The sequence below is a fragment of the Pseudoalteromonas phenolica genome, from assembly GCF_005886345.1.
GTDB lineage: Bacteria > Pseudomonadota > Gammaproteobacteria > Enterobacterales > Alteromonadaceae > Pseudoalteromonas > Pseudoalteromonas phenolica_A.
The window spans coordinates 1-23804 of record NZ_PNEC01000008.1 but is presented as its reverse complement, the minus strand read 5'-3'; the positions used below and the strand labels follow the sequence as shown (position 1 = coordinate 23804).

The window sequence follows — 23804 nt, the reverse complement described above, 5'->3', positions numbered from 1 at the left end:
TTTTACACACGCTCAATAATGGCGGGCATTCTATCATTTTTACGGCAAAAAAAAACGCCTCACAAAGGAGGCGTTGCACAGTGTTAAATCAGTTATTGCATAATCTGTAAACGTAAATAGTCATAGATCTTGCTGAAGAAGCTACCCTCTTCAATTTCTTCAAGTGTGACAAGTGGGTATTGAGCAATTTCTTCACCTTCTAACTGCAAGAATAATTTACCAACAGTGGTGCCTTTCGCAAGTGGCGCTTCAAGTGTCTTGTCTAATTCAAAATTAGCCTTTAAGTTTTTACGCTGGCCACGAGGAATTGTAATTGGGGTGTCTTCTAAAATACCCAATGAAACAGTTTCTTTATTACCCATCCAAATACGTTGCTCAGCAAAGCTATCACCTGCTTTATATGGAGTAATTGTTTCAAAGAAACGGAAGCCATAATTTAGTAATTTTTTGCTTTCAACTTTACGTGCACGTTCACTATCAGTGCCCATCACAACAGCAATTAAACGCATATCGTCTTTGGTGGCTGAAGTTACTAGACTGTAGCCAGCTTCTGACGTGTGACCTGTTTTAATACCATCAACGTCAAGACTTGCATCCCATAAAAGAGAGTTACGGTTATATTGTTTTATACCGTTGTAGGTAAAAGACTTTTCTTTGTAAAGCGCATACTCTTCTGGCACGTCACGAATAAGTGCTGCACCTAAAGTCGCCATATCACGAGGTGTGGTGTAGTGTTCGTCAGTATCTAGACCATGACTATTAATAAAGTGCGTGTTAGACATACCTAGCTTCTCGGCATGTGCATTCATTAAATCTGCAAATGCACTTTCACTACCAGCAATATGCTCGGCCATAGCAACACACGCATCATTACCCGATTGAATAATGATACCGTGGTTAAGGTCGTCTACAGTGACTTGTTTACCAACTTCGATAAACATCACTGATGAACCTGGGAAGTTTTTTGCCCACGCTTTTTCACTAATCGTGACTTTATCATCTGGTGAAATATTACCGGCTTCAATTTCGACACCGATCACATAGCTAGTCATCATCTTGGTTAAGCTAGCTGGAGCGAGTTTAGTGTCTGGTTCACCTTCGGCAATGACTTTACCTGTGGTGTAGTCAACTAAGAAATAACCTTTCGCATTGATCTGCGGGGTAGAAGGAAGAATTTGTGCAGAAGCTGAAAACAGTGTAGCAGAGCACACAAGGCCACAAATTTTGGTGAGTAGTTTGGTTTTTAATAAAGTCATTATGTTCTTTTGTCGGTAAAATTAAAATTAGTCAGCTCTTTTCTATTCTAAAGTCGTTGCTCACTGTAAAGCAAGAAGGCGTGGCGAAATTCCCCCGCTTGCAAACTTTTCAGAAGTGTTTGAGCGTGCTCGTCACTCTCTAATGGTCCGAGCCTTAATTTATGAAGCCCACCCTCTTGTGCAATGTTGGTATTGATCTCTAGTTGGGTACCTAATTTGTTCGCTAATTTTTGAATATTGTTTTTATTACTACTAGCAACGACCTGAATATAAGTTAATCTTGGTGCAACTCTATCAAGTGTAATGGCTTCAATCTGAACCTTAGCTGTACCCTGGTTATGATAACCTAGCTTATAGGCTGCGGCATAAGATAAGTCTATGATGCGATCATCGTGAAATGGTCCGCGGTCATTGACTCTGACAATGGCAGATTTACCATTTTCTAAATTGGTTACTTTGACAAAACTGGGTAGTGGCAGTGTTTTGTGCGCTGCGGTCATGTCATACATGTTAAAGATTTCACCGTTTGAGGTATAGTAACCGTGAAACTTTTGTCCATACCACGACGCAATCCCTTCTGCGGTGTAGCCTTTTTCGTCAGACATGGGGTGGTATTGTTTGCCTCTCACCACATAGGGTCTTCCTGCACTAACACTTTTAGGTTCAGCTTTGACTTTGGCATCACGCATTTCGTGCTCAGTTGGAGTACGAACAGGCGCTGTGTCTTGGCGTGTATGATAGCGTGAACTACAGCCAATGATAAAAATGACAAAAAGTGCAAGTAAACCTGCCTTATACAACCTAGTCATGATTTTAATAACATCCTCTTATCTGTCGCTATAGACATTATGATACCGAACCCTGCCATGAGCGTAACCATTGAAGTACCACCGTAACTGATAAGAGGTAAAGGAACGCCAACAACAGGTAATAGCCCTGATACCATGCCGATATTGACAAATACATAAACAAAGAAAGTCAATGTTAAGGCACCTGCGAGTAGTTTGCTGAATGCATCTTGTGCTTTTACAGCAATCAGTAAGCCTCGGCCAATAATAAATAAATAAACACTTAGCAGCAGAACAACACCCATTAAACCAAATTCTTCACTCAATACCGAGAAGATAAAATCTGTGTGTCGCTCAGGTAAAAACTCAAGTTGTGATTGGGTTCCGTGTAACCAGCCTTTACCCTCAACACCGCCAGAGCCAATGGCAATCTTTGATTGGATAATATGATAACCGGCTCCGAGTGGGTCGCTTTCTGGGTCGAGTAAAGTCATCACGCGTTGCTTTTGGTAAGCGCGCATTCCGTAATGCCAAAAAGCAAATACCGCAGGGATCATTAATAACACAGCACCACCAATGAGTCGCCAACTCAAACCCGCGAGAAACAGCACAAAAATACCTGAGCTTGCTATTAATAAAGATGTGCCTAAATCAGGTTGTTCTTTAATTAAAAAAGTCGGTACACACAACAAAACAAAGCCGATAAAGAGATTGAGTAACTTAGGAGGCATACGATGTTGAGAAATATACCAAGCAACCATCATTGGCACTGCAAGTTTCATGACTTCAGATGGTTGAAAGTTAGTGACGCCTAAGTTTAACCAGCGTTTAGCACCATTTATGGTAATGCCAAAGAAAAACACTGCGACCAACATGGCGAGACCAATTAAATACAAGGGAATAACAAGGCGTTTTAATGTAATAGGGGGGATTTGTGCAAATACCAGTAGCGCGACTATGGCACCACCCATGCGGATGGAATGCCTGAGTATCATATCCATATTTTGCCCGCTTGCGCTATAAACTATGGCTAAGCTGCCCAACATCATGCAACATAATGCAATTAATAAAGGTAAATCTAAGTGGACTTTTTGCCAAAAAGTACGCTTGTGACTCAGCACCATTAGTTTGTTCCTTTTTGAAGCGGATTGGCAGTGAAATAGTAATCCATTAGCTGACGTGCAATGGGGGCTGCAATTTTACTGCCGCCACCTTGGTTTTCTACCACGACAGTCACAACGACTCTTGGGTCATTATAAGGCGCAAAACCGGTGTAAATAGCATTATCGCGATGGCGCTCTTTTAGCTTTTCAGCATCGTACTTTTCACCTTGTGCAATGCTAACTATCTGGGCTGTGCCTGTTTTACCTGCAGGATCGTAGTCTGCACCTTTAAAAGCTTTGTGAGCAGTCCCAGTTACTTTGGTTACCGTATTATGCATGGCTTCTAATGCGATACGCCAATGATCTTCATTGTTAAGAATAATAGGTGGACGCTCTTCGGTATACATTGGTGTAATGTCATCATACTGCTTTTTAACTTGTACAAGGTGAGGTTGATAATGCTCTCCTTTGTTAACCATGATGGTAACAGCATTGGCAATTTGCATAGGCGTCGCAGTCCAGTAACCTTGGCCTATACCTACAGAGATGGTGTCCCCTGTCCACCAGTTTTCTTTAAAGCGCTCTTTTTTCCAAGCTACTGTAGGTAATATGGCTGCAGTCTCTTCATGAATATCGATACCAGATAAATCACCAAAGCCAAATTTATTCATAAAGTCACTGATTTTGGTGATCCCCATTTCATTAGCTATATGGTAATAAAAAGTGTCACAAGATTCTTCAATGGCTTTGTATACATCAACATGGCCATGCCCCCAGCGTTGCCAGTCTCGCCATTTATGCTCAACATTAGGTAATTGGAAGAAGCCAGGGTCCCAGATTCGAGTATCTTCTTTTATCACCTCTTCTTCTAATCCTAGAATAGCTAAATGTGGCTTGACCGTTGAAGCAGGTGCATAGCGACCTTGAGTTGTTCTATTGATCAAAGGTCGGTCAGGGTTTAATAAAGCGCGATAGTCTTTACCACTAATGCCATGAACAAACAGATTAGGGTCATAACTTGGGTTAGAATACAGCGCGAGAATACCACCATCTTTTGGATCCATGACCACAATTGCGCCACGCATACCTTCAAGCGCCTTTTTGGCAACTTGTTGCAAACCGATGTCTAATGTTAAAACTAAATCTTGTCCTGGCGTTGGGGCGTCAACACTCAAAGTGCGGATCACTCTGCCTCGGTTATTCACTTCAACACGTTGTGAACCAACAATGCCGTGCAACTCTCTTTCGTAAAATTTCTCGATCCCCAGTTTGCCAATATCATGGGTTGCTCGGTAATTCGTAGCTTCGTCATTGAGTTCAAGTTCAGCCAGTTCTTTTCTGTTTAGTTTGGCGACATAACCCAGAGCGTGGGTGAGGGTGTCAGCATAAGGATAATATCTAGCAAGGCGGGCTTCTATGCTGAAACCAGGAAACTTATGTTGATTAACCGAAAATAAGGCAACTTCCTGTTCATTTAGTCGAGCTTTAATTACACGACTCTTAAAGCGTTGTTTACGGCGAATGTTTTTTAAAAAGGTATTCTGATCTTCTATCGAAATATTGAGTAGCGTACCAATGTCAGCAAGTTGTTCAGCAATATTATCAACTTGCTCAGGGATCACTTCAAGGTTATAAACTGGGCGGTTTTCGGCCAGTAAAACACCATTACGGTCGTAAATTAAACCTCGGTTAGGGGCGACAGGGATAACTTTAATGCGGTTATCATTAGAGCGAGTTTTATATGTATCATGCTCTTTAACTTGAAGGTTATAGGCGTTGCTGAGCAATATTCCGATAAGAATGGTGACAAATACAAAACCAACAAAAGCGCGACGTGCAAACAAGTTTGCCTCAGCAGAATGGTCACGTATTGTTGGTCTTTTATAGATCATTTATTTGGCATTATTCTCTGTGATAGGGATGGTTGTTATTTAAACTCCAACCTCTATACAAACTTTCAGCAACAATAATACGTACCAGAGGATGAGGCAAGGTGAGTGCTGATAATGACCACTTTTGCTCAGAAGCTGCAATACATTCAGGTGCAAGCCCTTCAGGGCCACCAATTAATAAGCTGACATCGCGACCATCTAGCTGCCACTTTTGCATATTGTTGGCTAATTGATGCGTATCCCAAGCTTTACCTGTGACTTCTAGCGTGACAATACGATTACCTTTAGGGATGGCTGCGAGTGTTTTCTCACCTTCTTGCTGCAAAATGCGTTTAATATCTGCATTTTTGCCTCGTTTACCTGCTGGAATTTCAAGTAACTCTAATGCCATATCTTTAGGAAATCGGCGTTGATATTCTTTAAATCCAGTTTCAACCCAAGCTGGCATTTTTGTGCCAACGGCAATCAATTGAATCTTCAAAGTTAGCCCCAAAGTTTCTCTAAGTCATACAAGTCACGAGTTTGATCTTGCATAACATGAACAACCACATCACCCAAATCAACCAATACCCACTCACCCACATCTTGTCCTTCAATGCCTAATAGGTCTTCACCAGCATGACGCGTTTCTTTAGCAACGTGTTCAGCAATAGACTGTACGTGACGTTTTGAGTTACCTGAGCAAATGACCAAATAATCCGTTACAGAGCTCACTTCTTTTACATCTAACTTAACAATGTCACGGGCTTTCATGTCGTCAACTTTGTCTAATGCAAAGTCTAATAATTGTTCAGAATTCAAATCTTGTATCTCTATGCTTAAAAAATAAGGCGCGTATGGTAGCACAGTACATTGGTTTATTCAGCATAGAGCTGATGAGTACGAATGTAATCTATGACCGAAGACGCGAGAAATTGTTCCATAGGTTTTTGATTATTTATTAGTTTTCTGATATCGCTAGATGCGGCATCAAAACTTGGACCGGTTAAAAAATGACAATGACCTGCTTTTTTCGTGAGTAACAGCTCACTTGTCTCAACTTGAGCTTGTTCCACGTAGTTGGCAAGAGCTGGGTTTGGTTTGTAAGCCTCGCCTGGTCGCTGATATACCACGATGTGGCAAAGCTGTGTAATGGCTTGCCATTCATACCAAGACGTTAAACTATTGAATGAGTCCATACCCATCAAAAAAATGATGGATGAATTAGGCTGCTCGCCTCGGTATTCCTGCAGTGTTAACAGTGAATAAGAAGGTCCTTGTCGCTCAAGCTCTCTTTTATCAATAGTGAATGCTCTCTTACCTTGAGTTGCTAACTCGAGCATGTTGAGACGGTGTGTGTCAGTAATCTTAGGCTGTGCTTTGTGTACAGGTATGGCGCATGGTAAGAATCGTAATTCAGACAGCCCTAGCTCTGTAACGCATTGCTCGGCCATGTTTAGATGTCCTAAATGGACGGGATCAAAAGTACCACCGAAAAGTGCAATCATATTGTTTAATCAGTGTGATTTATGGGTAGACCAATTGGAATGTGATAGCAAAAGCTTAGTGCGCAATGAAGTAGTGCTTGATAAGGCGCTGTGAGTTCTCCGCGTTTATAGCCACTGTCTATTTGTGCCAATAACAGACCGATTTGCTCAAGTTGATGCAAAGGTAATCTATCAAGTGCTTGTTGAGTTAAAGGCTGCTGGTTTTTCCAAATATTGTGCTGTTTATAGAGCGCAGTAATATTTTGACCTTGTTGTAAGCCTTGCTTAATTGATACTAAGGTCTGCTGCTGCTTATTCAGCGCCCAAACTAGGGTATTCGGCTCGGTGTTATCTTCAGCTAACTTAACCATCACTTTAGTGATTTTTTTTGCCTGACCAGCAAGGGTTGCATTAGTCAGGTCAAAAATATCAAATTTACTTTGATTAAGCAGGCCCGCCAGGATTTGTTCATCATTGATGGTTTGAGCGGGGTACAGCAGCGCTAATTTTTCTAGCTCTTGATGTGTCGCGAGTAAATTGCCTTCTGTAGCAAGTAAAAGTTGCTTTTTAGCATCTTGTGTTAGCGCGACTTTCAACTGCTTGGCTTGCGAATCAAGCCATCGCTGCAAGTGTTGGCCAGTCAATTCATAACAAGGCACATATACGCCTTGCTTTTCTAAGCCTTTAAACCATGCGCCACGTTGGATTTCTTGACTTGCCTTTTGACCTTTGACTATTAAAACCACATCAGGGTTTGGTTGAGCAGTTAGCTGCTTAAATGCATCACTACCTGCAGTACCGGGTTTTTGCTGGTTCAAGTCAAACTCAATTAGTGTGCGTGCACTAAACAGTGACATACTATTGTATTGTGCAAGTAATTCTTGCCAATCAAAGCCTGGTAACAAACTAAATTTAATGACTTCGTCGAAGCCTTGTTGTTTTGCCGCTTGCTTTATTTGCTGCACACATTGTGCTTCTTGAAAAGGTTCTTCACCTAACACCAAATAGAATGGGGCTAGGCCTTTGCGCAAAGTATCGGGAAGTTGATTAGCGTAACAGCGCATTAGAGTTGTGATAGCTCTCGAATAATTCGTTTGCTCGCCTGATGGCGAAGTTCATCCAGAATAATATCTAACTCTTTTGCTTTAGCTAGAGCATTGTCAGGGTCATCTTGATAGTTGCGATAGATTTCGAAGCCTTTTTCAACTGGGTCGCTACCAGGGCGAGTAACACGGTATGACACTGAATAAGCCAACTCATACTGCGCAACTTGACCATTTTTGAATAAGCTCAAAGTTTGACGAGTTAAAGAGTCTCGATAGAGATGTAATTCTGGTAGCTTTTTTTGGTTGCTACCTAGGTTAATTAAAACTTGTGAGTTAACAAGATCTTTTCTTAACACGGTGAATAGATCTGACTTACTATCATCTGCACTAAGGTGAAGCGCACGAAGTTCAGGTGGTAAGTAAGACGCTTGCTTTAAATGAAAGCCACAGCCAGATAACAAAACACAGGCTAGCAAAAATGCTAGCCCATGCTTAATTGAATGCGTTAAACGCATCTTAGTTTGCAACCACATTAAGTAGTTTACCAGGTACGTAAATCACTTTACGGATCTCTTTGCCTTCGATGAACTTAGACACGTTCTCTTCAGCAAATGCCAGTGCTTCAACTTGTTCTTTCGTTGAGCCGGCAGCAACTGTTAGCTTAGCACGCAGTTTACCATTTACTTGCACAACGATAAGTTTTTCGTCTTCAACAAGTGCAGCTTGGTCAACTTCAGGCCATGTTGCATCTAACACGTCACCTTCGTGACCAAGGTCTTGCCATAATTGATGACACATATGCGGTGCAATCGGTGCAAGCATAATCACGATGGCATTAAGTGCTTCGTTTGCTAACGCAATATCTTGTGCATCTTTAAGCGGTGCTTTTGCAAGCTTGTTAGATAGCTCCATGATAGCAGCAATCGCAGTATTGAACGTTTGACGACGCTTAACATCATCAGTCACTTTTGCAATGGTTTTGTGGATTTCACGACGTAGCACTTTCTGGTTGCTATTAAGTGCCGCAAGGTCAAGCTCAGCAGTGCCTGCAGCATTGACGTCTACTGCGTATTTCCAAACACGTTTAAGGAAACGAAGTGACCCTTCAACACCCGAGTCAGACCATTCTAGAGTTTGCTCTGGTGGCGCTGTGAACATCATGAATAAACGAACTGTATCTGCGCCGTACTGCTTGATAACAGTTTGTGGATCAATACCATTGTTCTTTGATTTAGACATTTTAGACATACCAGCAGACTCTACTGGTTGACCGTCGTCTTTGTGCCACGCTTTAGTGATACGACCTTTATCGTCAGTTTCAGTTTCAACGTCAGTTGGTGAAATCCAAACATCACCGCCTTTTTCGTCTTTACGGAAATAAGTTTCAGCTAATACCATGCCCTGACATAGTAGCCGCTCGAACGGCTCATCTGAGTTCACTAAACCACAGTCACGTAAGAGTTTGTGGAAGAAACGCGAGTAAAGTAGGTGAAGGATCGCGTGCTCGATACCACCAATATATTGGTTTACCGGTAGCCAGTAATTCGCTGCACCAGGCTCTAACATACCTTCGTCATAACGTGGGCTACAGTAACGTGCGTAGTACCATGAAGATTCCATGAAAGTATCGAACGTATCTGTTTCGTGGAATGCAGGTTCTCCGTTCACTGTGGTTTTAGCCCACTCAGGATCTGCTTTAATTGGTGAAGTTACACCGTTCATTACCACGTCTTCTGGTAGACGAACCGGTAGCATATCTTCAGTCGCTGCAAGCTCAGAACCGTCTTCTTTATTTAGCATTGGGATTGGTGAGCCCCAGTAACGCTGGCGGCTAACACCCCAGTCACGAAGACGGAAGTTAACTTTACGCTTACCTGCACCCATGCCTTCTAGTTTGTCAGCAATGGCGTTGAATGCTGCTTTAAATTCAAGACCGTCAAATTCGCCAGAATTAATCAGCGTGCCTTTTTCAGTAAATGCTTCTTTTGAAAGGTCAGCTACAAGTTCAGAACCTTCAGCAGGCGCAATAACTTGTTTGATATCAAGACCGTAAGCTGTCGCAAACTCGTAGTCACGTTGGTCATGACCTGGTACTGCCATAACCGCACCTGAACCATAGTCCATAAGTACAAAGTTTGCGGCCCATACAGGCACTTCTTCACCAGTCAATGGGTGAATGGCTTTAAAGCCTGTGTCGATGCCTTTTTTCTCCATCGTTGCCATATCAGCTTCAGCAACTTTGGTGTTCTTACATTCTTCAACAAATGCAGCAACTTCAGGGTTATTCTTAGCAGCTTCTAACGCAATCGGGTGACCAGCAGCAACACCAACGTAAGTCACACCCATGAAGGTGTCAGGGCGAGTAGTGTAAACAGTGAAAGTTTCACCATTATCAGCACGTTTGAAGTCAATCTCTAAACCTTCAGAGCGACCAATCCAGTTACGCTGCATGGTTTTAACTTGCTCAGGCCAGTGCTCAAGCTTGTCTAAATCATCTAGTAGCTCTTGAGCGTAATCAGTAATCTTGATGAACCACTGAGGAATTTCTTTTTGCTCTACAAGCGCACCTGAACGCCAGCCGCGACCGTCGATAACCTGCTCGTTAGCCAGAACTGTTTGGTCAACTGGATCCCAGTTGACGGTAGACATTTTTTTGTAAACTAAGCCTTTCTCGTAAAGCTTAGTGAAGAACCACTGTTCCCATTTGTAATATTCTGGGTGACATGTTGCAATTTCACGATCCCAGTCGTAACCAAAGCCAAGTTGTTTTAGCTGACCACGCATGTAATCAATGTTTTCGTAAGTCCACTTAGCTGGGGCTGTGTTGTTTTTAATTGCCGCGTTTTCTGCTGGTAGACCAAACGCATCCCAACCCATAGGTTGCATCACGTTTTTACCTTGTAAGCGCTGGAAACGAGATACCACATCACCAATGGTGTAGTTACGCACGTGACCCATATGCAGTCGACCACTTGGGTAAGGGAACATAGAGAGACAGTAGTACTTCTCTTTGTTCTCGTCTTCTACGACTTTAAACGTCTTGTTTTCTTCCCAATATTGTTGGACTTTTGACTCAATGTCTTGCGGGTTATATTGCTCTTGCATCTATGTTTCCAGACTTCTTGCAAATTAATAAAAAATTGTTCGATAGCATACCCCAAAAACTGAGTGAATCACAGCCATAGAGGTGCATTTTGTGGAGCTTAAAAGGCAGCAAAATATCACTTTTTTGCCACTGGACTATAGTTATAGAAAGTTTACTGAAAAATGGAGTCTGCCATGGCGGAGTATAAAAAGTGGTTAGATGATTTTGCTCATTGGCTGAAAGATATAAAAGAGCATGAACTTGAAGACTTAATTAATAAATTTATCGAAAGCCAAGGTAAGCTAAAGGAGCTTGGTGAAGAGAAGGTTAAAAACTATAGTCACTATCTCAAGCGTGATTTACAACATTTAGAAGATGACTATAAAGACACTGGTGATATTGCTTGGCAAGAATTAAAGGCGGGTGTGCTATTTGAGTTGGCACAACTTGAAGACCGCACACAGTTAGAATGGCAGGCACTATTAAAAGATTTTGAGCATGATGGGGTTTACAAAGCAGGTGAATGGATAGCCATGGGGCAATTAGTATGTAAAAATTGTAATCATACTACAGATGTACTTTATGCCTCTGAAATTAAAGCATGTAGCCAATGTGAGCACCAAGAGTTCAGCCGAAAAGCATTGTCTCCATAGTCTAGCCAATTGGGTTAGATAATAAAAAGAAGTTAGGAATGACGAATAAGATAGCACCTTTACCTATTGAGGCCTTAGCGCCAACTGTTTCTCTTGCGCATGTTGAGTCATGCATGCGCAATCCTTATCCTGAAGCGTTGACATTTATTGGTCAGCAACGCGCTCAAAGTGCTTTAGATTTCTCACTGGGTATGGATTTGCCTGGTTATAACACTTTTGTAATGGGCGAAGCGGCATTAGGCCGTTTTACCATGGTAAAAGACAAGTTAGAAGCACACAGTAAAACTAAATCAACGCCAAATGAGTGGTTGTACGTCAATAACTACGACGATCACCGTAAACCTATCGCGCTATTCATGCAGCCAGGTCAGAGCAAAGAGCTTGCTGATGACATGGATGAGTTTTTAGATGAAGTAGCTGATACTTTTCCTGCAGCATTTGATAACCCGGGTTATCAACGCAAAAAAAAGTCCATCGATAAAGAGTTCGATAACAAATATGACGCTGCCATTACCGCAGTGGCAGAGCTTGCCGCTAAAAAAAGTGTGGCATTGATAGAAGAAAGTAATCAGGTGGCCTTTGCGCCTGTGATCGATGGTAAACAATTAGATGATGCAGAATTTGCTGCACTTGATGAGAAGGTGCAAGAACACTTTTTTGATGCCATTGATAAGTTAGAAGATGACCTAATTGAAGCCTTAATTGAGCTACCACGTTGGAAACGTGAGTCATCTGAAAAGCTGAGAAACTTAAAGAAGCAAACGGTTGAAACTGCCACTAAACCTTTACTGAAGAAACTAGAGCTCAAGTATGCCAGCCACATTGGTGTCATTCGTTATCTGAAAGATGTCCGCATTGAAATTGTCGATGCGGTGCTAGAGTGGCTTGATGACAGCAGCAGCGAGGAAAACAAAGATGAGTTTGATCACCGCGGTATGTTAAATGACTTCTTTGCGCCTAATATTCTGGTTGAATATAAAGATGGAGAGGCTGCACCTGTGGTGTACGAACCAAACCCAACTTTTGGCAATATATTTGGCAAGGTTGAATACGCCACTTCACAAGGCAACTTAATCACCAGTTATCGCTCAATCCAACCGGGTGCGCTACATAAGGCCAATGGTGGTTATCTGATCATGGATGCTGATAAAGTCTTGGCTAACTCGCAAGTGTGGGATGGTCTAAAGTTGTCTCTTAAAACCCACCAAATAAAGAATGATTTGCCATATCAAGATAGCTCAGTAGGCAGCAGCTTCACGCTCCGCCCTCAGTTAATTCCACTAGATGTGAAGATTATTCTGTTGGGTTCACGTGATTTATATTATGCCATCAGTGATTACGATGAGGAGTTTGCAGAGCTATTTAGGGTATTGGCTGATTTTGACTATTACTTGCCAAGTAGCGATAAACTTCAATATCAGTTTATAACTAAAGTACTTGAGTACTGCGATAAAACTTTAAACTGCGGTATTTCAGCGTGTGGCCTTGCGCGTTTGCTCAAGTTTAGTTATCGCCAAGCAGAGCACCATACCAAGCTGTCAGCACGATTTGCAGATGTGCTCGAGTTAGTCGCAGAAGCAAGCTTTTATGCGAAACAGGATAATGTGACAGAGGTTACCGCAGAGCATATTGATGAAGCCATTGCCGGTAAGCAGTATCGCACCGGTCAACTTAGTGAGAATATGCTAAGCGATATTAAAGAAGGCCACACACTGATAGAAACTGACGGTGAAGCAATTGCTAAAATCAATGGTCTGACGGTATTGCATATAGGTGATACAGCATTTGGTACGCCAGCGCGTATTACGGCTACGGTTTACGCAGGCTCTGATGGCGTTATTGACGTCGAGCGAGAAGCAGACTTAGGTAAGTCAATTCATTCTAAAGGCGTTATGCTATTAACGGGTTATCTAGGTAACAAGTATGCACAAAACTTTAGCTTGACACTCAGTGCCAATATCGCGATTGAACAAAGTTATGGATATATTGATGGCGATAGTGCCTCGCTTGCTGAATTATGCGGGTTAATCTCAGCTATCACTCAACTACCCATTAACCAGTCATTAGCGCTTACAGGTTCTATTAACCAACATGGTGAAGTGCAGGCGATTGGTGGCGTAAACGAAAAAATTGAAGGCTTCTTTAAGCTTTGTAAAATGCGTGGTTTAACCGGTCAGCAGGGTGTGATCATTCCTCAGTCTAACCGCGTTAATTTAGTCTTAGATGACGAAGTTTTACAAGAAGTAGAGCGTGGCCGTTTCCATATTTATGCAGTTTCAAACGTAGATGAAGCATTGAGCTTATTGATGAATCGTGACGCCGGAGAGCTAGTCGAGGGTGAATACCCAAGGGGCTCTATTAATGCGCTAACACTGGCTCGACTGCAGCAAATTGCAGATGTGGTCAGTGGTGATAATGAAAAAGAAGAAACAGAACAAGATAAGGAGTAAGTAGCGTGTCTACAACCAATGTAATTTTAGTGATTGTCATCGTGATTTTGGTGGCACTATTTTCTCGCGCATCGCAAAAGAACAAAGCTGCTGCAGGAGAGAACCGTATTAAAGCAGCTGAGTTTTTGGCAGAAAATGCAAAAAAAGACACAGTGGTCACAACTGATTCTGGCTTACAGTATGAAGTGCTTACGCAGGGGGAGGGGGATGTAAAACCTTCTGCCACCAGTAAAGTAAAAGTACATTACCATGGCACACTTGCGGATGGCACCGTATTTGATAGCTCTGTAGAGCGAAATAGCCCGATCAGCTTTGGCTTAAACCAGGTTATTCCAGGTTGGACTGAAGGTGTACAGCTAATGACTGAAGGCAGTAAGTTCAAGTTTTATATCAGTCCTGAGTTAGGTTACGGAGACCGCGCCGCAGGTAAAATTCCTGCCGGCTCATTGCTGATTTTTGAAGTAGAGCTTTTAAAGATAGAATCATAAATTTAGAAACATGAAAGGGGGGCTTAACCTCCTTTTTTATACATAATGTAAGGAGAGAATATGTATATGGGTCTTGTTATCACTACATTAATGGTACTTTTTGTTTATTTCAGAGCCAAGCATGTTAATGAAATAAAAGCACATGTTGCAGAGACATACCCTGAAGTATTTACCCGTTTATCAAAAGACAAAATGAAAGTAGGGGTTAATAACGTGTTTGTGCTGGCCCTTGAAGAGTCTTTAAAGTGTGGAGAGTTAAGTAAAACGCAGGATAAGCGTTTGCATCTATTAACAAAAAGAATGCGTGATTTTGATACACGTTTTATGGCGGTCTCTGTGATCGTAATGATCAGTTATGCTTTTTTCTAGTGTCAGTTCAATATGACTAAATGAAAATCTATCATGCACTGCACTGTGTATTGACTGAAGGAGAAGATAGATATCATTTTTCTTCATAAGAAAATGAGATTTATCTTTATTTATTAAGTCATATCCTATCTTTTACTTTACTCAAGCGATTATTGGTTAAGTTTTCCGTTAATGTGTCACTTACTTTCCATAGGTACTTGAAAAGCCTTCAACTAATTTATCAAACGATTCATTATTTTCAGCTGATTTTACCCGCGATTTATAGTGTTTAATTGCAGCTTTGTGTTGCTTTCGGTAGCTTTGAGCAGCTATTGATAAGAGAGAAATAAATGACTGAGCACAGCTTACCTAGCCGTCGCATTCTGGCTATCGATGTTTTCCGTGGTTTGACGATCCTCACCATGGTATTTGTGAACGAACTTGCCGCAATTAAAAATATTCCTGCTTGGATGACGCATATGCCTGCCGATGCGAACGCCATGACTTTTGTAGATTTAGTATTCCCAGCATTCTTATTTATTGTGGGAATGTCTATTCCATTTTCAACACAAGCAAAAGTTGCAAAAGGGGCGAGCTCAAAACATTTATTGATTGATGCAGCCTTCAGAGCACTCGGCTTAATCGTAATCGGCTTGTTTATGGTAAACACCATATATGGTTATGACGAAAGCAAAATGCCGATACCTATCCCGCTTTGGACTTTGTTGATGTATGCCTGTGTACTACTCATATGGAGTTATTATCCAAAACATCTTTCAAGTGTATTGGTCAAAGGCTGCAAATATTTAGGCATACTTGGCCTTATTGTACTGGCATATTTTTATGACGGCCCTTACGGTGGTATGACGCTTCAATGGTGGGGGATCCTAGGCCTAATCGGATGGGCGTTTATTTTCAGCGTGGCAGTTTATTTATTTACTAAGCAAGATGTCATTAAATTAATTGCGGCCAGTCTTGCTTTTGTCGCGCTATTTTTTGTTGTAGAGCACTTAAGTGGTATTAACGGTGTGCTTGACCGACTTGTCGAAGATAATCGAAACCATACTCATGCGACGATAGTGTTAGCAGGTGTGGTGATGAGTTTAATTTTTTATCACGATAAATTAACTTCCAAAAAAAGGTTCAACTATTTTGCTTTTGTATTTGTTAGTGGCGCACTTACCTTATTGAGCTGGTGGCATTGGCCAGTTTCTAAGATATGGGCAACGCCAAGTTGGGCATTCATGAGTATCTTCTTCTGTGCACTGATCTTTGGTGCTATTTATTACATCGTTGAGTTAAAGGCACAGACTGATTGGTGCAAGGTATTTGAACCGGCAGCAAATAACCCATTATTAATTTATATCTTGCCTTATATTTTAATTGCAGCCTTACAGCTACTATCAATTCCAGCAAGACCTGAGTTTATGAGTAGTGGCGTTATGGGGATTCTATGGAGCCTAGGGTTTGCAGTGATGATGATGTTTGCTGTGACTGGCTTAAACAAGCTTGGTGTGAGATTAAAGCTTTAAAGCTCTTGCAAAGCCCTAACGCAAAGGCGGCTCATTAGCCGCCTTTATTATGTGATACTAACCCTCTTCATTGAGTGATCTATTTTGAGGAATGGTATGATGTACTTTAGAAAAAATTCCTTTCAAGTTTGTTTGCTATGCTTGTTTTCAAACGTGGTAAAAAGACACAAATAGATAAAAACCCGACCAAAATCCAGATGGGTAAATGACCATATTTACTAAAAGGGCTCAATCCTTTAATCAGCTGTAAGTCAGTTTTGAGTACTGTCGCTTCAAATTGCGGTATTGTTTGCTCATTTTGAGAGATGGGGTCATAGACGCCCGTAATACCGTTATTGGTGACTCGAACAAGCGGTCTTTGCAGTTCTAGGGCGCGCATTCTAGCAATTTGCATATGCTGATGAGGGCCGTGAGAGTCTCCAAACCAAGCATCATTACTCACTGTGAACAATATATCTGACTGCTCAGTAAAGTTGTCTCTGACTAATTCGCTAAATACAATTTCATAGCAGATGGCGGGTAAAATATATAAGCCGTTAGCAATGAGGTTGTCTTGTACTCTCTCACCACGAGAAAAAGAGGACATGGCAAGGTTAAACAGTGGTGCCAAAGGTCTTAGTATATTCTCAAAGGGAACAAATTCACCGATAGGAAGTAATTGATGTTTTTGATAACGGTTTGAATGTAAGTAATTATAATGCCCTTGGTTTGACTCAGGATATTTTTTACCAAGTACAATTAAGGTGTTATAAACCGCTTTGGTATCAAATTGATAATCAGGAATGCCAGTAATAACAGCTGTATTGTTAAATGCAGCAGCAGCATCTAGCCCTTCCAGAAAGGGCGAGGCCATATCTTCTATTTCGGGAATTGCAGCCTCAGGCCAAACTACTAGGTCTGTTTCTGCCCACTCTACTCGAGTCATATCTCTATATTTAGACATGGTAGGCCAAAATTGTTCTGGCTCCCAGCGTAAACTCTGTTGAATATTGCCTTGTACAAGCAAAGTTGAGATGTGCTTATCAGAGTGCGAAGTAGAAACTGTGAAGCTACTAATAAGATATAAACAGATCAAAGTGGCAATTGCTGAAAGCGAAAAAGAAGCATGTTTTGCTTTAATGCTGTAATAAATGCTACTAGCAAAAAATACTGCCAGTAAAGTTAAGCCAAACTCGCCAATTAAAGACGCAAAGATATTAAGTGGTGAATCAGTAAAGGCATAACCAAAGCTGAGCCATGGAAAGCCAGTTAATAACTTACCACGTAAAAATTCTGTAATAGCAAAACCAACTATTAACAATGCGATCCTTTGCCACGCGCTTTGGCTGAACCTAGCTGCAAATGCAAAGGCCAGCGCAGGGTAAATTGCTAAATAGGCACAGAGTAAGCCCATCAGTAATAAAGAAACTGGTAAAGGTAATCCACCGAACTGAGCTATAGAGACATGCACCCAGCTTATACCAAGTGCAAACCAGCCAAAACCAAAAGCAAAGCCATATTTAGCCGCGCTTCGGGCTGACTGTTTATCTGTTACGAAGCAAGCCGCAACGAGTGCAAAAATAGCTATGGGCCATAGGCTAAATGGTGCATAGCTAAAAGTCATGGCAAGGCCTGCAAAAAATGCAAGCCAAGCATGTTTGTTAGAAAAGAGGGAAAACAGCTTACTCAACGTGATCTTCGGTAGTTTCAGTCTTTGGTACTGTTACTTGAAGTTGAATAATACGACGATTATCAGAGTTAGTCACTTTAAACTGTAGCGGTTCGATGTCGATTATTTCACCACGACTCGGCATGTGACCAAAGGCATGAAGAATAATACCACCGATAGTATCAGCTTCCTGAGTATCGTATTCGGTATTAAAAAACTCGTTAAATTCTTCTAATGGTGTCAGCGCCTGAACAGTAAATACATGCTTCGATAGTTGACGAATATCATTGTGCTCGTCTTCATCATCATGTTCGTCTTCTATTTCACCGACAATTGTTTCAAGGATATCTTCGATGGTTACTAGGCCTGATACACCACCATACTCATCAATAACAATCGCCATGTGGTAACGCTTTTGACGGAACTCATTTAGTAAGGTGTCAACACGCTTACTCTCTGGTACCACGATAGCAGGGCGAAGATATTCTCTTAATGCCGGTAGGGCATCAGATTTATCCAAAATCAGCGGCAGTAAGTCTTTAGCCAGTAAAATACCTTCAACATGGTCTTTGTCTTCACAGATCACAGGAAAGCGAGAGTGTGATGATTCAACCATAATCGGTAGTTGATTTTCTAGAGACTCATCTACATCTAAAGTAATCATTTGAGAGCGAGGGATCATGATATCGCGAACTTTAAGTTCAGAAACGCTTAATACGCCTTCCATCATGTCTTTGGTCTCAGGATCGATGAGTGCACGCTCTTGCGCATCAGCGATGACTTCAACCAGCTCTTCTTTATTTTGGGGTTCTCCTTGCAGCATCTGGGTAATGCGTCCTAGCCAGCTTTTGCCAGCAGAACCCTGACTACTTTGCGAGTTATCGTCGCTCATTTCTTTTTATATCTCCAATTAAATAAAATTCTGTTAGCCGAACTTAGTAAGCATCATCACGATATGGATCGTCTATGCCCAATTCGGCTAATAATGTTTTTTCGATGCCTTCCATCTCAATGGCGTCTTGTTCATTTATATGGTCAAATCCAAGTAAATGCAAGCAGCCATGAATCGTCATATGAGCGAAGTGCTCATGAAAGTTTTTTTCTTGCTCAATAGACTCTGCTTTTACAACTTGTGGGCAAATAATTAAGTCGCCAACAAGAGGGAGTTCGATGCCTGGTGGCGCATCAAATGGAAAAGACAGCACGTTAGTTGGCTTATCTTTGCCACGATACTGGCTGTTAAGCTCTTGGCTTTCAGCTTCATCAGCAATACGGATCGTTAATTCTGCATGTTCACGATACGCAGATAGGGCCTTGTCAGCCCATAATTCAAACTGTTCATGTGAAGGTAAATCTTCAAATTCACAGACAATTTGTAAATCTAATTCAACGCTCATGTTCGTTACTCAGCTTGATTTGCTTTCGCTTCTTTACGAAGGCGTTCTTTTTCGGTCTTTTCTTTTCGCTCAGACTCTTCTTTCTTCTCGTATGCTTCAACAATACGTGCCACAACTGGGTGACGAACAACATCATGTGACTTGAAGAAATTAAATGAAATCTCATCGACATCACTCAGTACTTCAATGGCATGACGAAGACCTGAGCGCGCACCACGAGGCAAATCAACTTGCGTAATGTCACCTGTGATCACTGCCTTTGAATTAAAGCCGATACGCGTTAAGAACATTTTCATTTGCTCTGTGGTGGTATTTTGGCTTTCATCCAGAATGATGAAGGCGTCATTAAGCGTTCGGCCACGCATATAGGCAAGCGGTGCAACTTCTATGACATTCTTTTCAATTAAACGTTCAACCTTCTCAAAGCCAAGCATTTCAAATAATGCGTCGTAGAGTGGTCGCAGGTATGGGTCGATTTTTTGTGTTAAATCACCAGGTAAGAAGCCAAGTTTTTCACCTGCTTCAACCGCAGGGCGAGTTAATAAAATGCGACGAATTTCTTGACGTTCTAGTGCATCAACAGCAGCAGCAACTGCAAGGTAGGTTTTACCAGTACCTGCAGGACCAATACCAAAACTGATATCATGACGAAGAATATTAGCCACATACTGACTCTGATTCGGATTTCGAGGCTTAATCACACCACGGCGGGTTTTAATATAAACTTCTTCGTTCCAAACACTCGGTGAATCTTGCTCAAGGCAATTCGCTTCAGTGATCGCTAAGTGCACGTTATCAGGTTCAATTTCACTTACTTCGCCACGAACAGGCTGAGTATCAATGTATAAACCTTTTATGATATCGGTAGCGGCTTTAGCTTGAACAGGTTGTCCAGTCACTTTAAACCAGTTGTCTCTGTGCGTGATTTCAACCCCAAGGCGACGTTCTATTTGTTTTAAATTCTCGTCAAAAGGGCCGCAAAGTGATGAAAGGCGAACGTTGTCGGCGGGCTCTAAATAAAACTCAATATTCTTTAGTTGACTGCTCAAAATTGCTTCCTGTAACAACCGCGCCAGCAAAAGTGCTGGCGCAATCTGTATTTAACTAAGGTGTAAAGGTTGCAACACCTAACTCATCGGCTTCGGGTTCCGACGGCGCACGATTTAAAATATCGGCAGGTGCAACATCTTTCCTTAAATTCATTTCTGATTCTGTACGAATTAGCTCACCACGTAAAGAGTTAGGTAAAGCTTCGGTAATACGTACATCAACGAACTGACCGATCACTGAATGCGGACCTTCAAAGTTCACAACACGGTTGTTTTCGGTACGACCTCGCAGTTCCATTGGGTTTTTCTTCGATGGACCTTCAACCAAAATACGTTGCTCAGTATCAAACATCTTACGACTGATGTCTTGAGACATCTGGTTGATACGGTTTTGAAGAATGTATAGACGCTCTTTCTTCTCTTGCTCTGAAACATCATCAGGCAAATCAGCCGCAGGCGTACCAGGGCGCGCTGAATAGATAAAGCTGAAGCTCATATCAAAACCAATGTCATTGATCAGATTCATTGTTGCTTCAAAGTCAGCGTTTGTTTCACCAGGGAAACCAATGATGAAGTCTGAAGACATTGACAGGTTAGGGCGGATCTTACGTAGCTTACGAATAGTTGACTTGTACTCTAACGCTGTATGACCTCGTTTCATAAGGTTAAGAACACGGTCAGAACCGCTTTGTACCGGTAAGTGTAAGTGATCTACAAGCTCAGGCACATCCGCGTACGCTTCAATGATGTCAGGCGTGAATTCAACTGGGTGAGATGTGGTGTATCGAATACGGTCAATACCATCAATGGCAGCAACGTAACGTAGTAGATCTGAGAAGTAGCAAATTTCACCATCGTGCATTTCACCGCGGAATGCATTTACGTTTTGGCCAAGTAGGTTAACTTCACGAACACCTTGCTCAGCAAGTTGTGCAACTTCTAGTAATACGTCATCTAACGGACGGCTTACTTCTTCACCACGTGTGTAAGGTACAACACAGAAAGTACAGTATTTAGAACAGCCTTCCATAATTGAAACGAATGCCGTAGGGCCTTCTGCTTTAGGCTCTGGTAGACGGTCAAACTTTTCAATTTCAGGGAATGAAATATCAACAACCGCACCTTGCTTGCTTTGTACTTGCTTGATCATCTCAGGTAAACGGTGCAATGTTTGCGGGCCGAATACGATATCAACAAATGGTGCGCGCTGACGAATAGTGTCGCCTTCTTGTGAAGCTACACAACCACCCACACCAATAACAAGATCTGGGTTGTCATCTTTTAATAACTTCCAGCGACCCAGTTGATGGAACACTTTTTCTTGTGCTTTTTCACGAATTGAACAGGTGTTGAGTAAGATAACATCGGCTTGTTCAGCTTCTTCGGTTACTTCATAACCATTGGTTGCATCTAACAGGTCAGCCATCTTCTGCGAGTCGTACTCGTTCATCTGACAACCCCAGGTTTTAATATGCAATTTTTTACTCATTGAAATATTGCCTCGTTTTCAATTCGGACTCTGATTTAGGCCACTTGCTTAGACCTAAAAAGTATACGCACAACTTAAAGGACGCGTATTTTATATGACCAAGCACATCTAGCCAAGTATAGTTTTTAACTTTGCAAAGCGTGATCAAATTGAAACGTATTTTGCGCATTACAGTCAGACAAATTAGCGTGGCTTGCGGTACAATGTTGACATTGTTTTTAAGAGGCAAAATAGATGAAAAACAAGGTGGTTATAGTCGGTGGCGGCATGGTCGGTGCAGCTACAGCAATTAAGCTAGCAAAACAGGGCGCGTCGGTAACAGTTTTAGAGCAACAGTGTATCGACTCTCATGCGGTGCTTGCGAGTGAAAAAATTGATATTCGAATCTCTGCCATCAACCGCTTTTCAGAAGCTTTACTTGATGACTTAGGCGCAATGCCTTTACTCAGAGAAGCTAGAATTGCCCCTTATACCCAACTAGAAGCCTATGAGTCAGCACAAAACTCATTGTTATTTGATAGTGAAGAAGTGGGCACGAGTCACCTTGGGCATCTTATCGAAAACAGCTTAACGCAAGCCAGTTTATGGACGCAATTTGAGCAATGGCAAATACAAGTTGAGCAAGTTGATGGTTTACCAGTGAGCATAGAGCAATCTGATGATAACGTTATACTGCACTATAAAAACAAAAGTTATACCGCCGATTTACTTGTTGCCGCTGATGGTGGTCGCTCACAGGTAAGACATTTAGTTGGAATAGGTGTTACAGGCTGGCAATATCAACAAAGTTGTATGGGTGTATTAATCAAAATTGATGCTCCGCAGCAAACAAAAACATGGCAGCAATTTAAACAAACTGGCCCAATTGCGTTTCTGCCTATGCACGCACCGTATGCCAATTTAATTTGGTATCACGATAGCGCTGAGCTTGCTCGATTGAAACAATTATCGAATGAGCAATTAAAAGCTGAAATTCAGTCAAACTTCTTTGCGTTGCCTGGAGATTTTAGTGTTCAAGAAAAGGCGGTGTTTCCGCTTGCCAGACAACATGCCAATACTTATTCACAAGGTAGAGTTGTACTTGTGGGAGATTCAGCCCATACGATCAACCCTTTAGCAGGTCAGGGGGTTAACCTAGGCTTTAAAGACGTCGCTGCCCTAGCCGATGCATTAGAATCGACAGACGATTTTGGCTGCCCTTTAGCTTTGCATAAATATGAGAAAAAACGTCGTTTAGATAATTTGGCGATGATGAGTATGATGGACGCGTGTTACTTTGGTTTCTCTAATGACATAAAACCATTGAAGCACCTTCGTAATGTAGCACTAAAAGTGGCTGACAATGCTGGTGTGCTGAAGAAGCAAGTATTAAAGCATGCCATGGGCGGTGATTTTTAGAGTAGAGAAGAAACTTTGACTGAAGCGGACTGAGGTTCGCTTTTTTATGAGTGCAAAAATATATAGATTATAAAATAGAATATGAGTGATTTAACTATGAGTGAAGGTGATTAGATGAGATTTTGAAAACATGGTGCGGAAGGAGAGACTTGAACTCTCACATCCGAAGATACTGGAACCTAAATCCAGCGCGTCTACCAATTCCGCCACTTCCGCAATGTTTTATCTCTAGAAGAGATTGGCTGGAGTATCAGGATTTGAACCTGAGAATGGCGGGATCAAAACCCGCTGCCTTACCGCTTGGCGATACTCCAACAGAAAATATACAAATCATCGTTGGTCTCAGGATTTGAATCTGAGGGCGAATGAGTGAGAGGAAAAAACCTCTCTCTTCTGACCTTACCGCTTGGCGATACTCCAACTTCAAGAGTAAGTTAAGTTGTTTTAGTTCTAACTTAAAGAACATGGTGCGGAAGGAGAGACTTGAACTCTCACATCCGAAGATACTGGAACCTAAATCCAGCGCGTCTACCAATTCCGCCACTTCCGCAATGTTGGCTGGAGTATCAGGATTTGAACCTGAGAATGGCGGGATCAAAACCCGCTGCCTTACCGCTTGGCGATACTCCAACTAAAGGTAGTAAAAGCTTTTTTAGTTCAAACTTTAAGAACATGGTGCGGAAGGAGAGACTTGAACTCTCACATCCGAAGATACG

At 41.8% G+C, this 23804-nt stretch carries 21 protein-coding genes and 4 tRNA genes; 6 read left to right on the top strand and 19 right to left on the bottom strand.

What is annotated here, in order from left to right:
* Positions 1-92 precede the first annotated feature (92 nt).
* Genes CWB72_RS04080 through leuS form a run of 10 tightly spaced genes read right to left on the bottom strand, consistent with a single transcriptional unit; the run spans position 93 to position 10656 of the window.
* Positions 93-1256, bottom strand: a complete 1164-nt coding sequence (locus tag CWB72_RS04080) for a serine hydrolase (protein WP_138629458.1) — start codon at positions 1254-1256, stop codon at positions 93-95.
* Between the two features lie 47 nt (positions 1257-1303).
* On the bottom strand, positions 1304-2065 hold the full coding sequence (locus tag CWB72_RS04075) for a septal ring lytic transglycosylase RlpA family protein (RefSeq protein ID WP_138629456.1): 762 nt from the start codon (positions 2063-2065) through the stop codon (positions 1304-1306).
* A complete protein-coding gene (rodA, locus tag CWB72_RS04070) occupies positions 2062-3168 on the bottom strand; it encodes a rod shape-determining protein RodA (protein ID WP_138629454.1) in 1107 nt (368 codons plus the stop codon). The genes CWB72_RS04075 and rodA overlap by 4 nt, the downstream gene beginning before the upstream one ends.
* Entirely contained in the window at positions 3168-5039 is a 1872-nt protein-coding gene (gene mrdA / locus CWB72_RS04065; protein WP_130254978.1) for a penicillin-binding protein 2, read from the bottom strand. Before mrdA ends, rodA begins: the two co-directional genes overlap by 1 nt.
* Positions 5040-5049: 10 nt before the next feature.
* Positions 5050-5520, bottom strand: a complete 471-nt coding sequence (gene rlmH / locus CWB72_RS04060) for a 23S rRNA (pseudouridine(1915)-N(3))-methyltransferase RlmH (protein ID WP_138629452.1) — start codon at positions 5518-5520, stop codon at positions 5050-5052.
* 2 nt (positions 5521-5522) lie between these two features.
* Complete coding sequence (rsfS, locus tag CWB72_RS04055; protein ID WP_058031648.1) at positions 5523-5840, bottom strand: ribosome silencing factor; 318 nt, start codon at positions 5838-5840, stop codon at positions 5523-5525.
* Positions 5841-5896: 56 nt separating this feature from the next.
* Positions 5897-6526 carry a nicotinate-nucleotide adenylyltransferase gene (gene nadD / locus CWB72_RS04050; protein WP_138629450.1) on the bottom strand — a complete coding sequence of 210 codons (630 nt, stop codon included), beginning with the start codon at positions 6524-6526 and terminating at the stop codon, positions 5897-5899.
* Between the two features lie 5 nt (positions 6527-6531).
* Positions 6532-7569: a DNA polymerase III subunit delta gene (gene holA / locus CWB72_RS04045; protein ID WP_138629448.1), complete on the bottom strand. Its 1038-nt coding sequence runs from the start codon at positions 7567-7569 to the stop codon at positions 6532-6534.
* On the bottom strand, positions 7569-8066 hold the full coding sequence (lptE, locus tag CWB72_RS04040) for an LPS assembly lipoprotein LptE (RefSeq protein WP_138629446.1): 498 nt from the start codon (positions 8064-8066) through the stop codon (positions 7569-7571). Before lptE ends, holA begins: the two co-directional genes overlap by 1 nt.
* 1 nt (position 8067) lies before the next feature.
* Positions 8068-10656 (bottom strand): leucine--tRNA ligase, encoded by a 2589-nt coding sequence (leuS, locus tag CWB72_RS04035; protein ID WP_138629444.1) that lies wholly within the window; start codon positions 10654-10656, stop codon positions 8068-8070.
* Positions 10657-10830: 174 nt separating this feature from the next.
* On the opposite strand from leuS, the gene CWB72_RS04030 reads away from it, so the two are divergent.
* The 5 genes from CWB72_RS04030 (at position 10831) to CWB72_RS04010 (ending at position 16107) form a co-directional block, all read left to right on the top strand.
* Positions 10831-11289: a zinc ribbon-containing protein gene (locus CWB72_RS04030; RefSeq protein ID WP_138629442.1), complete on the top strand. Its 459-nt coding sequence runs from the start codon at positions 10831-10833 to the stop codon at positions 11287-11289.
* Positions 11290-11327: 38 nt separating this feature from the next.
* Positions 11328-13739 (top strand): Lon protease family protein, encoded by a 2412-nt coding sequence (locus tag CWB72_RS04025; RefSeq protein WP_138629440.1) that lies wholly within the window; start codon positions 11328-11330, stop codon positions 13737-13739.
* 5 nt (positions 13740-13744) lie between these two features.
* Positions 13745-14227, top strand: coding sequence for an FKBP-type peptidyl-prolyl cis-trans isomerase (locus CWB72_RS04020; RefSeq protein WP_138629439.1), 483 nt, complete (start codon positions 13745-13747; stop codon positions 14225-14227).
* 60 nt (positions 14228-14287) lie between these two features.
* Positions 14288-14596, top strand: a complete 309-nt coding sequence (locus CWB72_RS04015) for a hypothetical protein (RefSeq protein WP_138566980.1) — start codon at positions 14288-14290, stop codon at positions 14594-14596.
* A gap of 329 nt (positions 14597-14925) precedes the next feature.
* Positions 14926-16107 carry a DUF5009 domain-containing protein gene (locus CWB72_RS04010; RefSeq protein WP_138629437.1) on the top strand — a complete coding sequence of 394 codons (1182 nt, stop codon included), beginning with the start codon at positions 14926-14928 and terminating at the stop codon, positions 16105-16107.
* A gap of 106 nt (positions 16108-16213) precedes the next feature.
* Here CWB72_RS04010 and lnt read toward each other — a convergent pair whose 3' ends face one another.
* Genes lnt through miaB form a run of 5 tightly spaced genes read right to left on the bottom strand, consistent with a single transcriptional unit; the run spans position 16214 to position 21690 of the window.
* Positions 16214-17710, bottom strand: coding sequence for an apolipoprotein N-acyltransferase (lnt, locus tag CWB72_RS04005; protein ID WP_138629435.1), 1497 nt, complete (start codon positions 17708-17710; stop codon positions 16214-16216).
* Positions 17711-17768: 58 nt separating this feature from the next.
* Positions 17769-18647, bottom strand: coding sequence for a CNNM family magnesium/cobalt transport protein CorC (gene corC, locus CWB72_RS04000; protein ID WP_138629433.1), 879 nt, complete (start codon positions 18645-18647; stop codon positions 17769-17771).
* Positions 18648-18690: 43 nt separating this feature from the next.
* The gene (ybeY, locus tag CWB72_RS03995; RefSeq protein ID WP_138629431.1) at positions 18691-19152 is read right to left on the bottom strand and encodes an rRNA maturation RNase YbeY; all 462 of its coding nucleotides are present in this window, start codon (positions 19150-19152) and stop codon (positions 18691-18693) included.
* Between the two features lie 5 nt (positions 19153-19157).
* Positions 19158-20201, bottom strand: coding sequence for a PhoH family protein (locus tag CWB72_RS03990; protein ID WP_138629429.1), 1044 nt, complete (start codon positions 20199-20201; stop codon positions 19158-19160).
* Between the two features lie 55 nt (positions 20202-20256).
* Positions 20257-21690, bottom strand: a complete 1434-nt coding sequence (miaB, locus tag CWB72_RS03985; RefSeq protein WP_138480342.1) for a tRNA (N6-isopentenyl adenosine(37)-C2)-methylthiotransferase MiaB — start codon at positions 21688-21690, stop codon at positions 20257-20259.
* 234 nt (positions 21691-21924) lie between these two features.
* Here miaB and CWB72_RS03980 point away from each other — a divergent pair, with 234 nt between their 5' ends.
* Positions 21925-23088, top strand: a complete 1164-nt coding sequence (locus CWB72_RS03980) for an FAD-dependent oxidoreductase (protein ID WP_138629427.1) — start codon at positions 21925-21927, stop codon at positions 23086-23088.
* Positions 23089-23219: 131 nt separating this feature from the next.
* Here CWB72_RS03980 and CWB72_RS03975 read toward each other — a convergent pair.
* From CWB72_RS03975 to CWB72_RS03960, 4 genes are all read right to left on the bottom strand, one after another.
* A tRNA-Leu gene (locus CWB72_RS03975) sits at positions 23220-23304 on the bottom strand.
* Between the two features lie 23 nt (positions 23305-23327).
* Positions 23328-23402: transfer RNA gene (locus tag CWB72_RS03970), tRNA-Gln, on the bottom strand.
* Positions 23403-23553: 151 nt separating this feature from the next.
* Positions 23554-23638 (bottom strand) — tRNA-Leu (locus CWB72_RS03965).
* 5 nt (positions 23639-23643) lie between these two features.
* A tRNA-Gln gene (locus CWB72_RS03960) sits at positions 23644-23718 on the bottom strand.
* Positions 23719-23804: the final 86 nt, after the last annotated feature.

Excerpts from the sequence above, each read along its gene's own strand:
- mrdA (WP_130254978.1), bottom strand. The coding sequence starts at position 5,039 with ATGATCTATAAAAGACCAACAATACGTGACCATTCTGCTGAGGCAAAC.
- lptE (WP_138629446.1), bottom strand. The coding sequence starts at position 8,066 with ATGCGTTTAACGCATTCAATTAAGCATGGGCTAGCATTTTTGCTAGCC.
- CWB72_RS04075 (WP_138629456.1), bottom strand. The coding sequence starts at position 2,065 with ATGACTAGGTTGTATAAGGCAGGTTTACTTGCACTTTTTGTCATTTTT.
- CWB72_RS04015 (WP_138566980.1), top strand. The coding sequence starts at position 14,288 with ATGTATATGGGTCTTGTTATCACTACATTAATGGTACTTTTTGTTTAT.
- corC (WP_138629433.1), bottom strand. The coding sequence starts at position 18,647 with ATGAGCGACGATAACTCGCAAAGTAGTCAGGGTTCTGCTGGCAAAAGC.
- ybeY (WP_138629431.1), bottom strand. The coding sequence starts at position 19,152 with ATGAGCGTTGAATTAGATTTACAAATTGTCTGTGAATTTGAAGATTTA.
- rodA (WP_138629454.1), bottom strand. The coding sequence starts at position 3,168 with ATGGTGCTGAGTCACAAGCGTACTTTTTGGCAAAAAGTCCACTTAGAT.
- miaB (WP_138480342.1), bottom strand. The coding sequence starts at position 21,690 with ATGAGTAAAAAATTGCATATTAAAACCTGGGGTTGTCAGATGAACGAG.
- lnt (WP_138629435.1), bottom strand. The coding sequence starts at position 17,710 with ATGACTTTTAGCTATGCACCATTTAGCCTATGGCCCATAGCTATTTTT.
- CWB72_RS04010 (WP_138629437.1), top strand. The coding sequence starts at position 14,926 with ATGACTGAGCACAGCTTACCTAGCCGTCGCATTCTGGCTATCGATGTT.
- nadD (WP_138629450.1), bottom strand. The coding sequence starts at position 6,526 with ATGATTGCACTTTTCGGTGGTACTTTTGATCCCGTCCATTTAGGACAT.
- CWB72_RS04080 (WP_138629458.1), bottom strand. The coding sequence starts at position 1,256 with ATGACTTTATTAAAAACCAAACTACTCACCAAAATTTGTGGCCTTGTG.
- leuS (WP_138629444.1), bottom strand. The coding sequence starts at position 10,656 with ATGCAAGAGCAATATAACCCGCAAGACATTGAGTCAAAAGTCCAACAA.
- CWB72_RS04030 (WP_138629442.1), top strand. The coding sequence starts at position 10,831 with ATGGCGGAGTATAAAAAGTGGTTAGATGATTTTGCTCATTGGCTGAAA.
- CWB72_RS03980 (WP_138629427.1), top strand. The coding sequence starts at position 21,925 with ATGAAAAACAAGGTGGTTATAGTCGGTGGCGGCATGGTCGGTGCAGCT.
- CWB72_RS04025 (WP_138629440.1), top strand. The coding sequence starts at position 11,328 with ATGACGAATAAGATAGCACCTTTACCTATTGAGGCCTTAGCGCCAACT.
- holA (WP_138629448.1), bottom strand. The coding sequence starts at position 7,569 with ATGCGCTGTTACGCTAATCAACTTCCCGATACTTTGCGCAAAGGCCTA.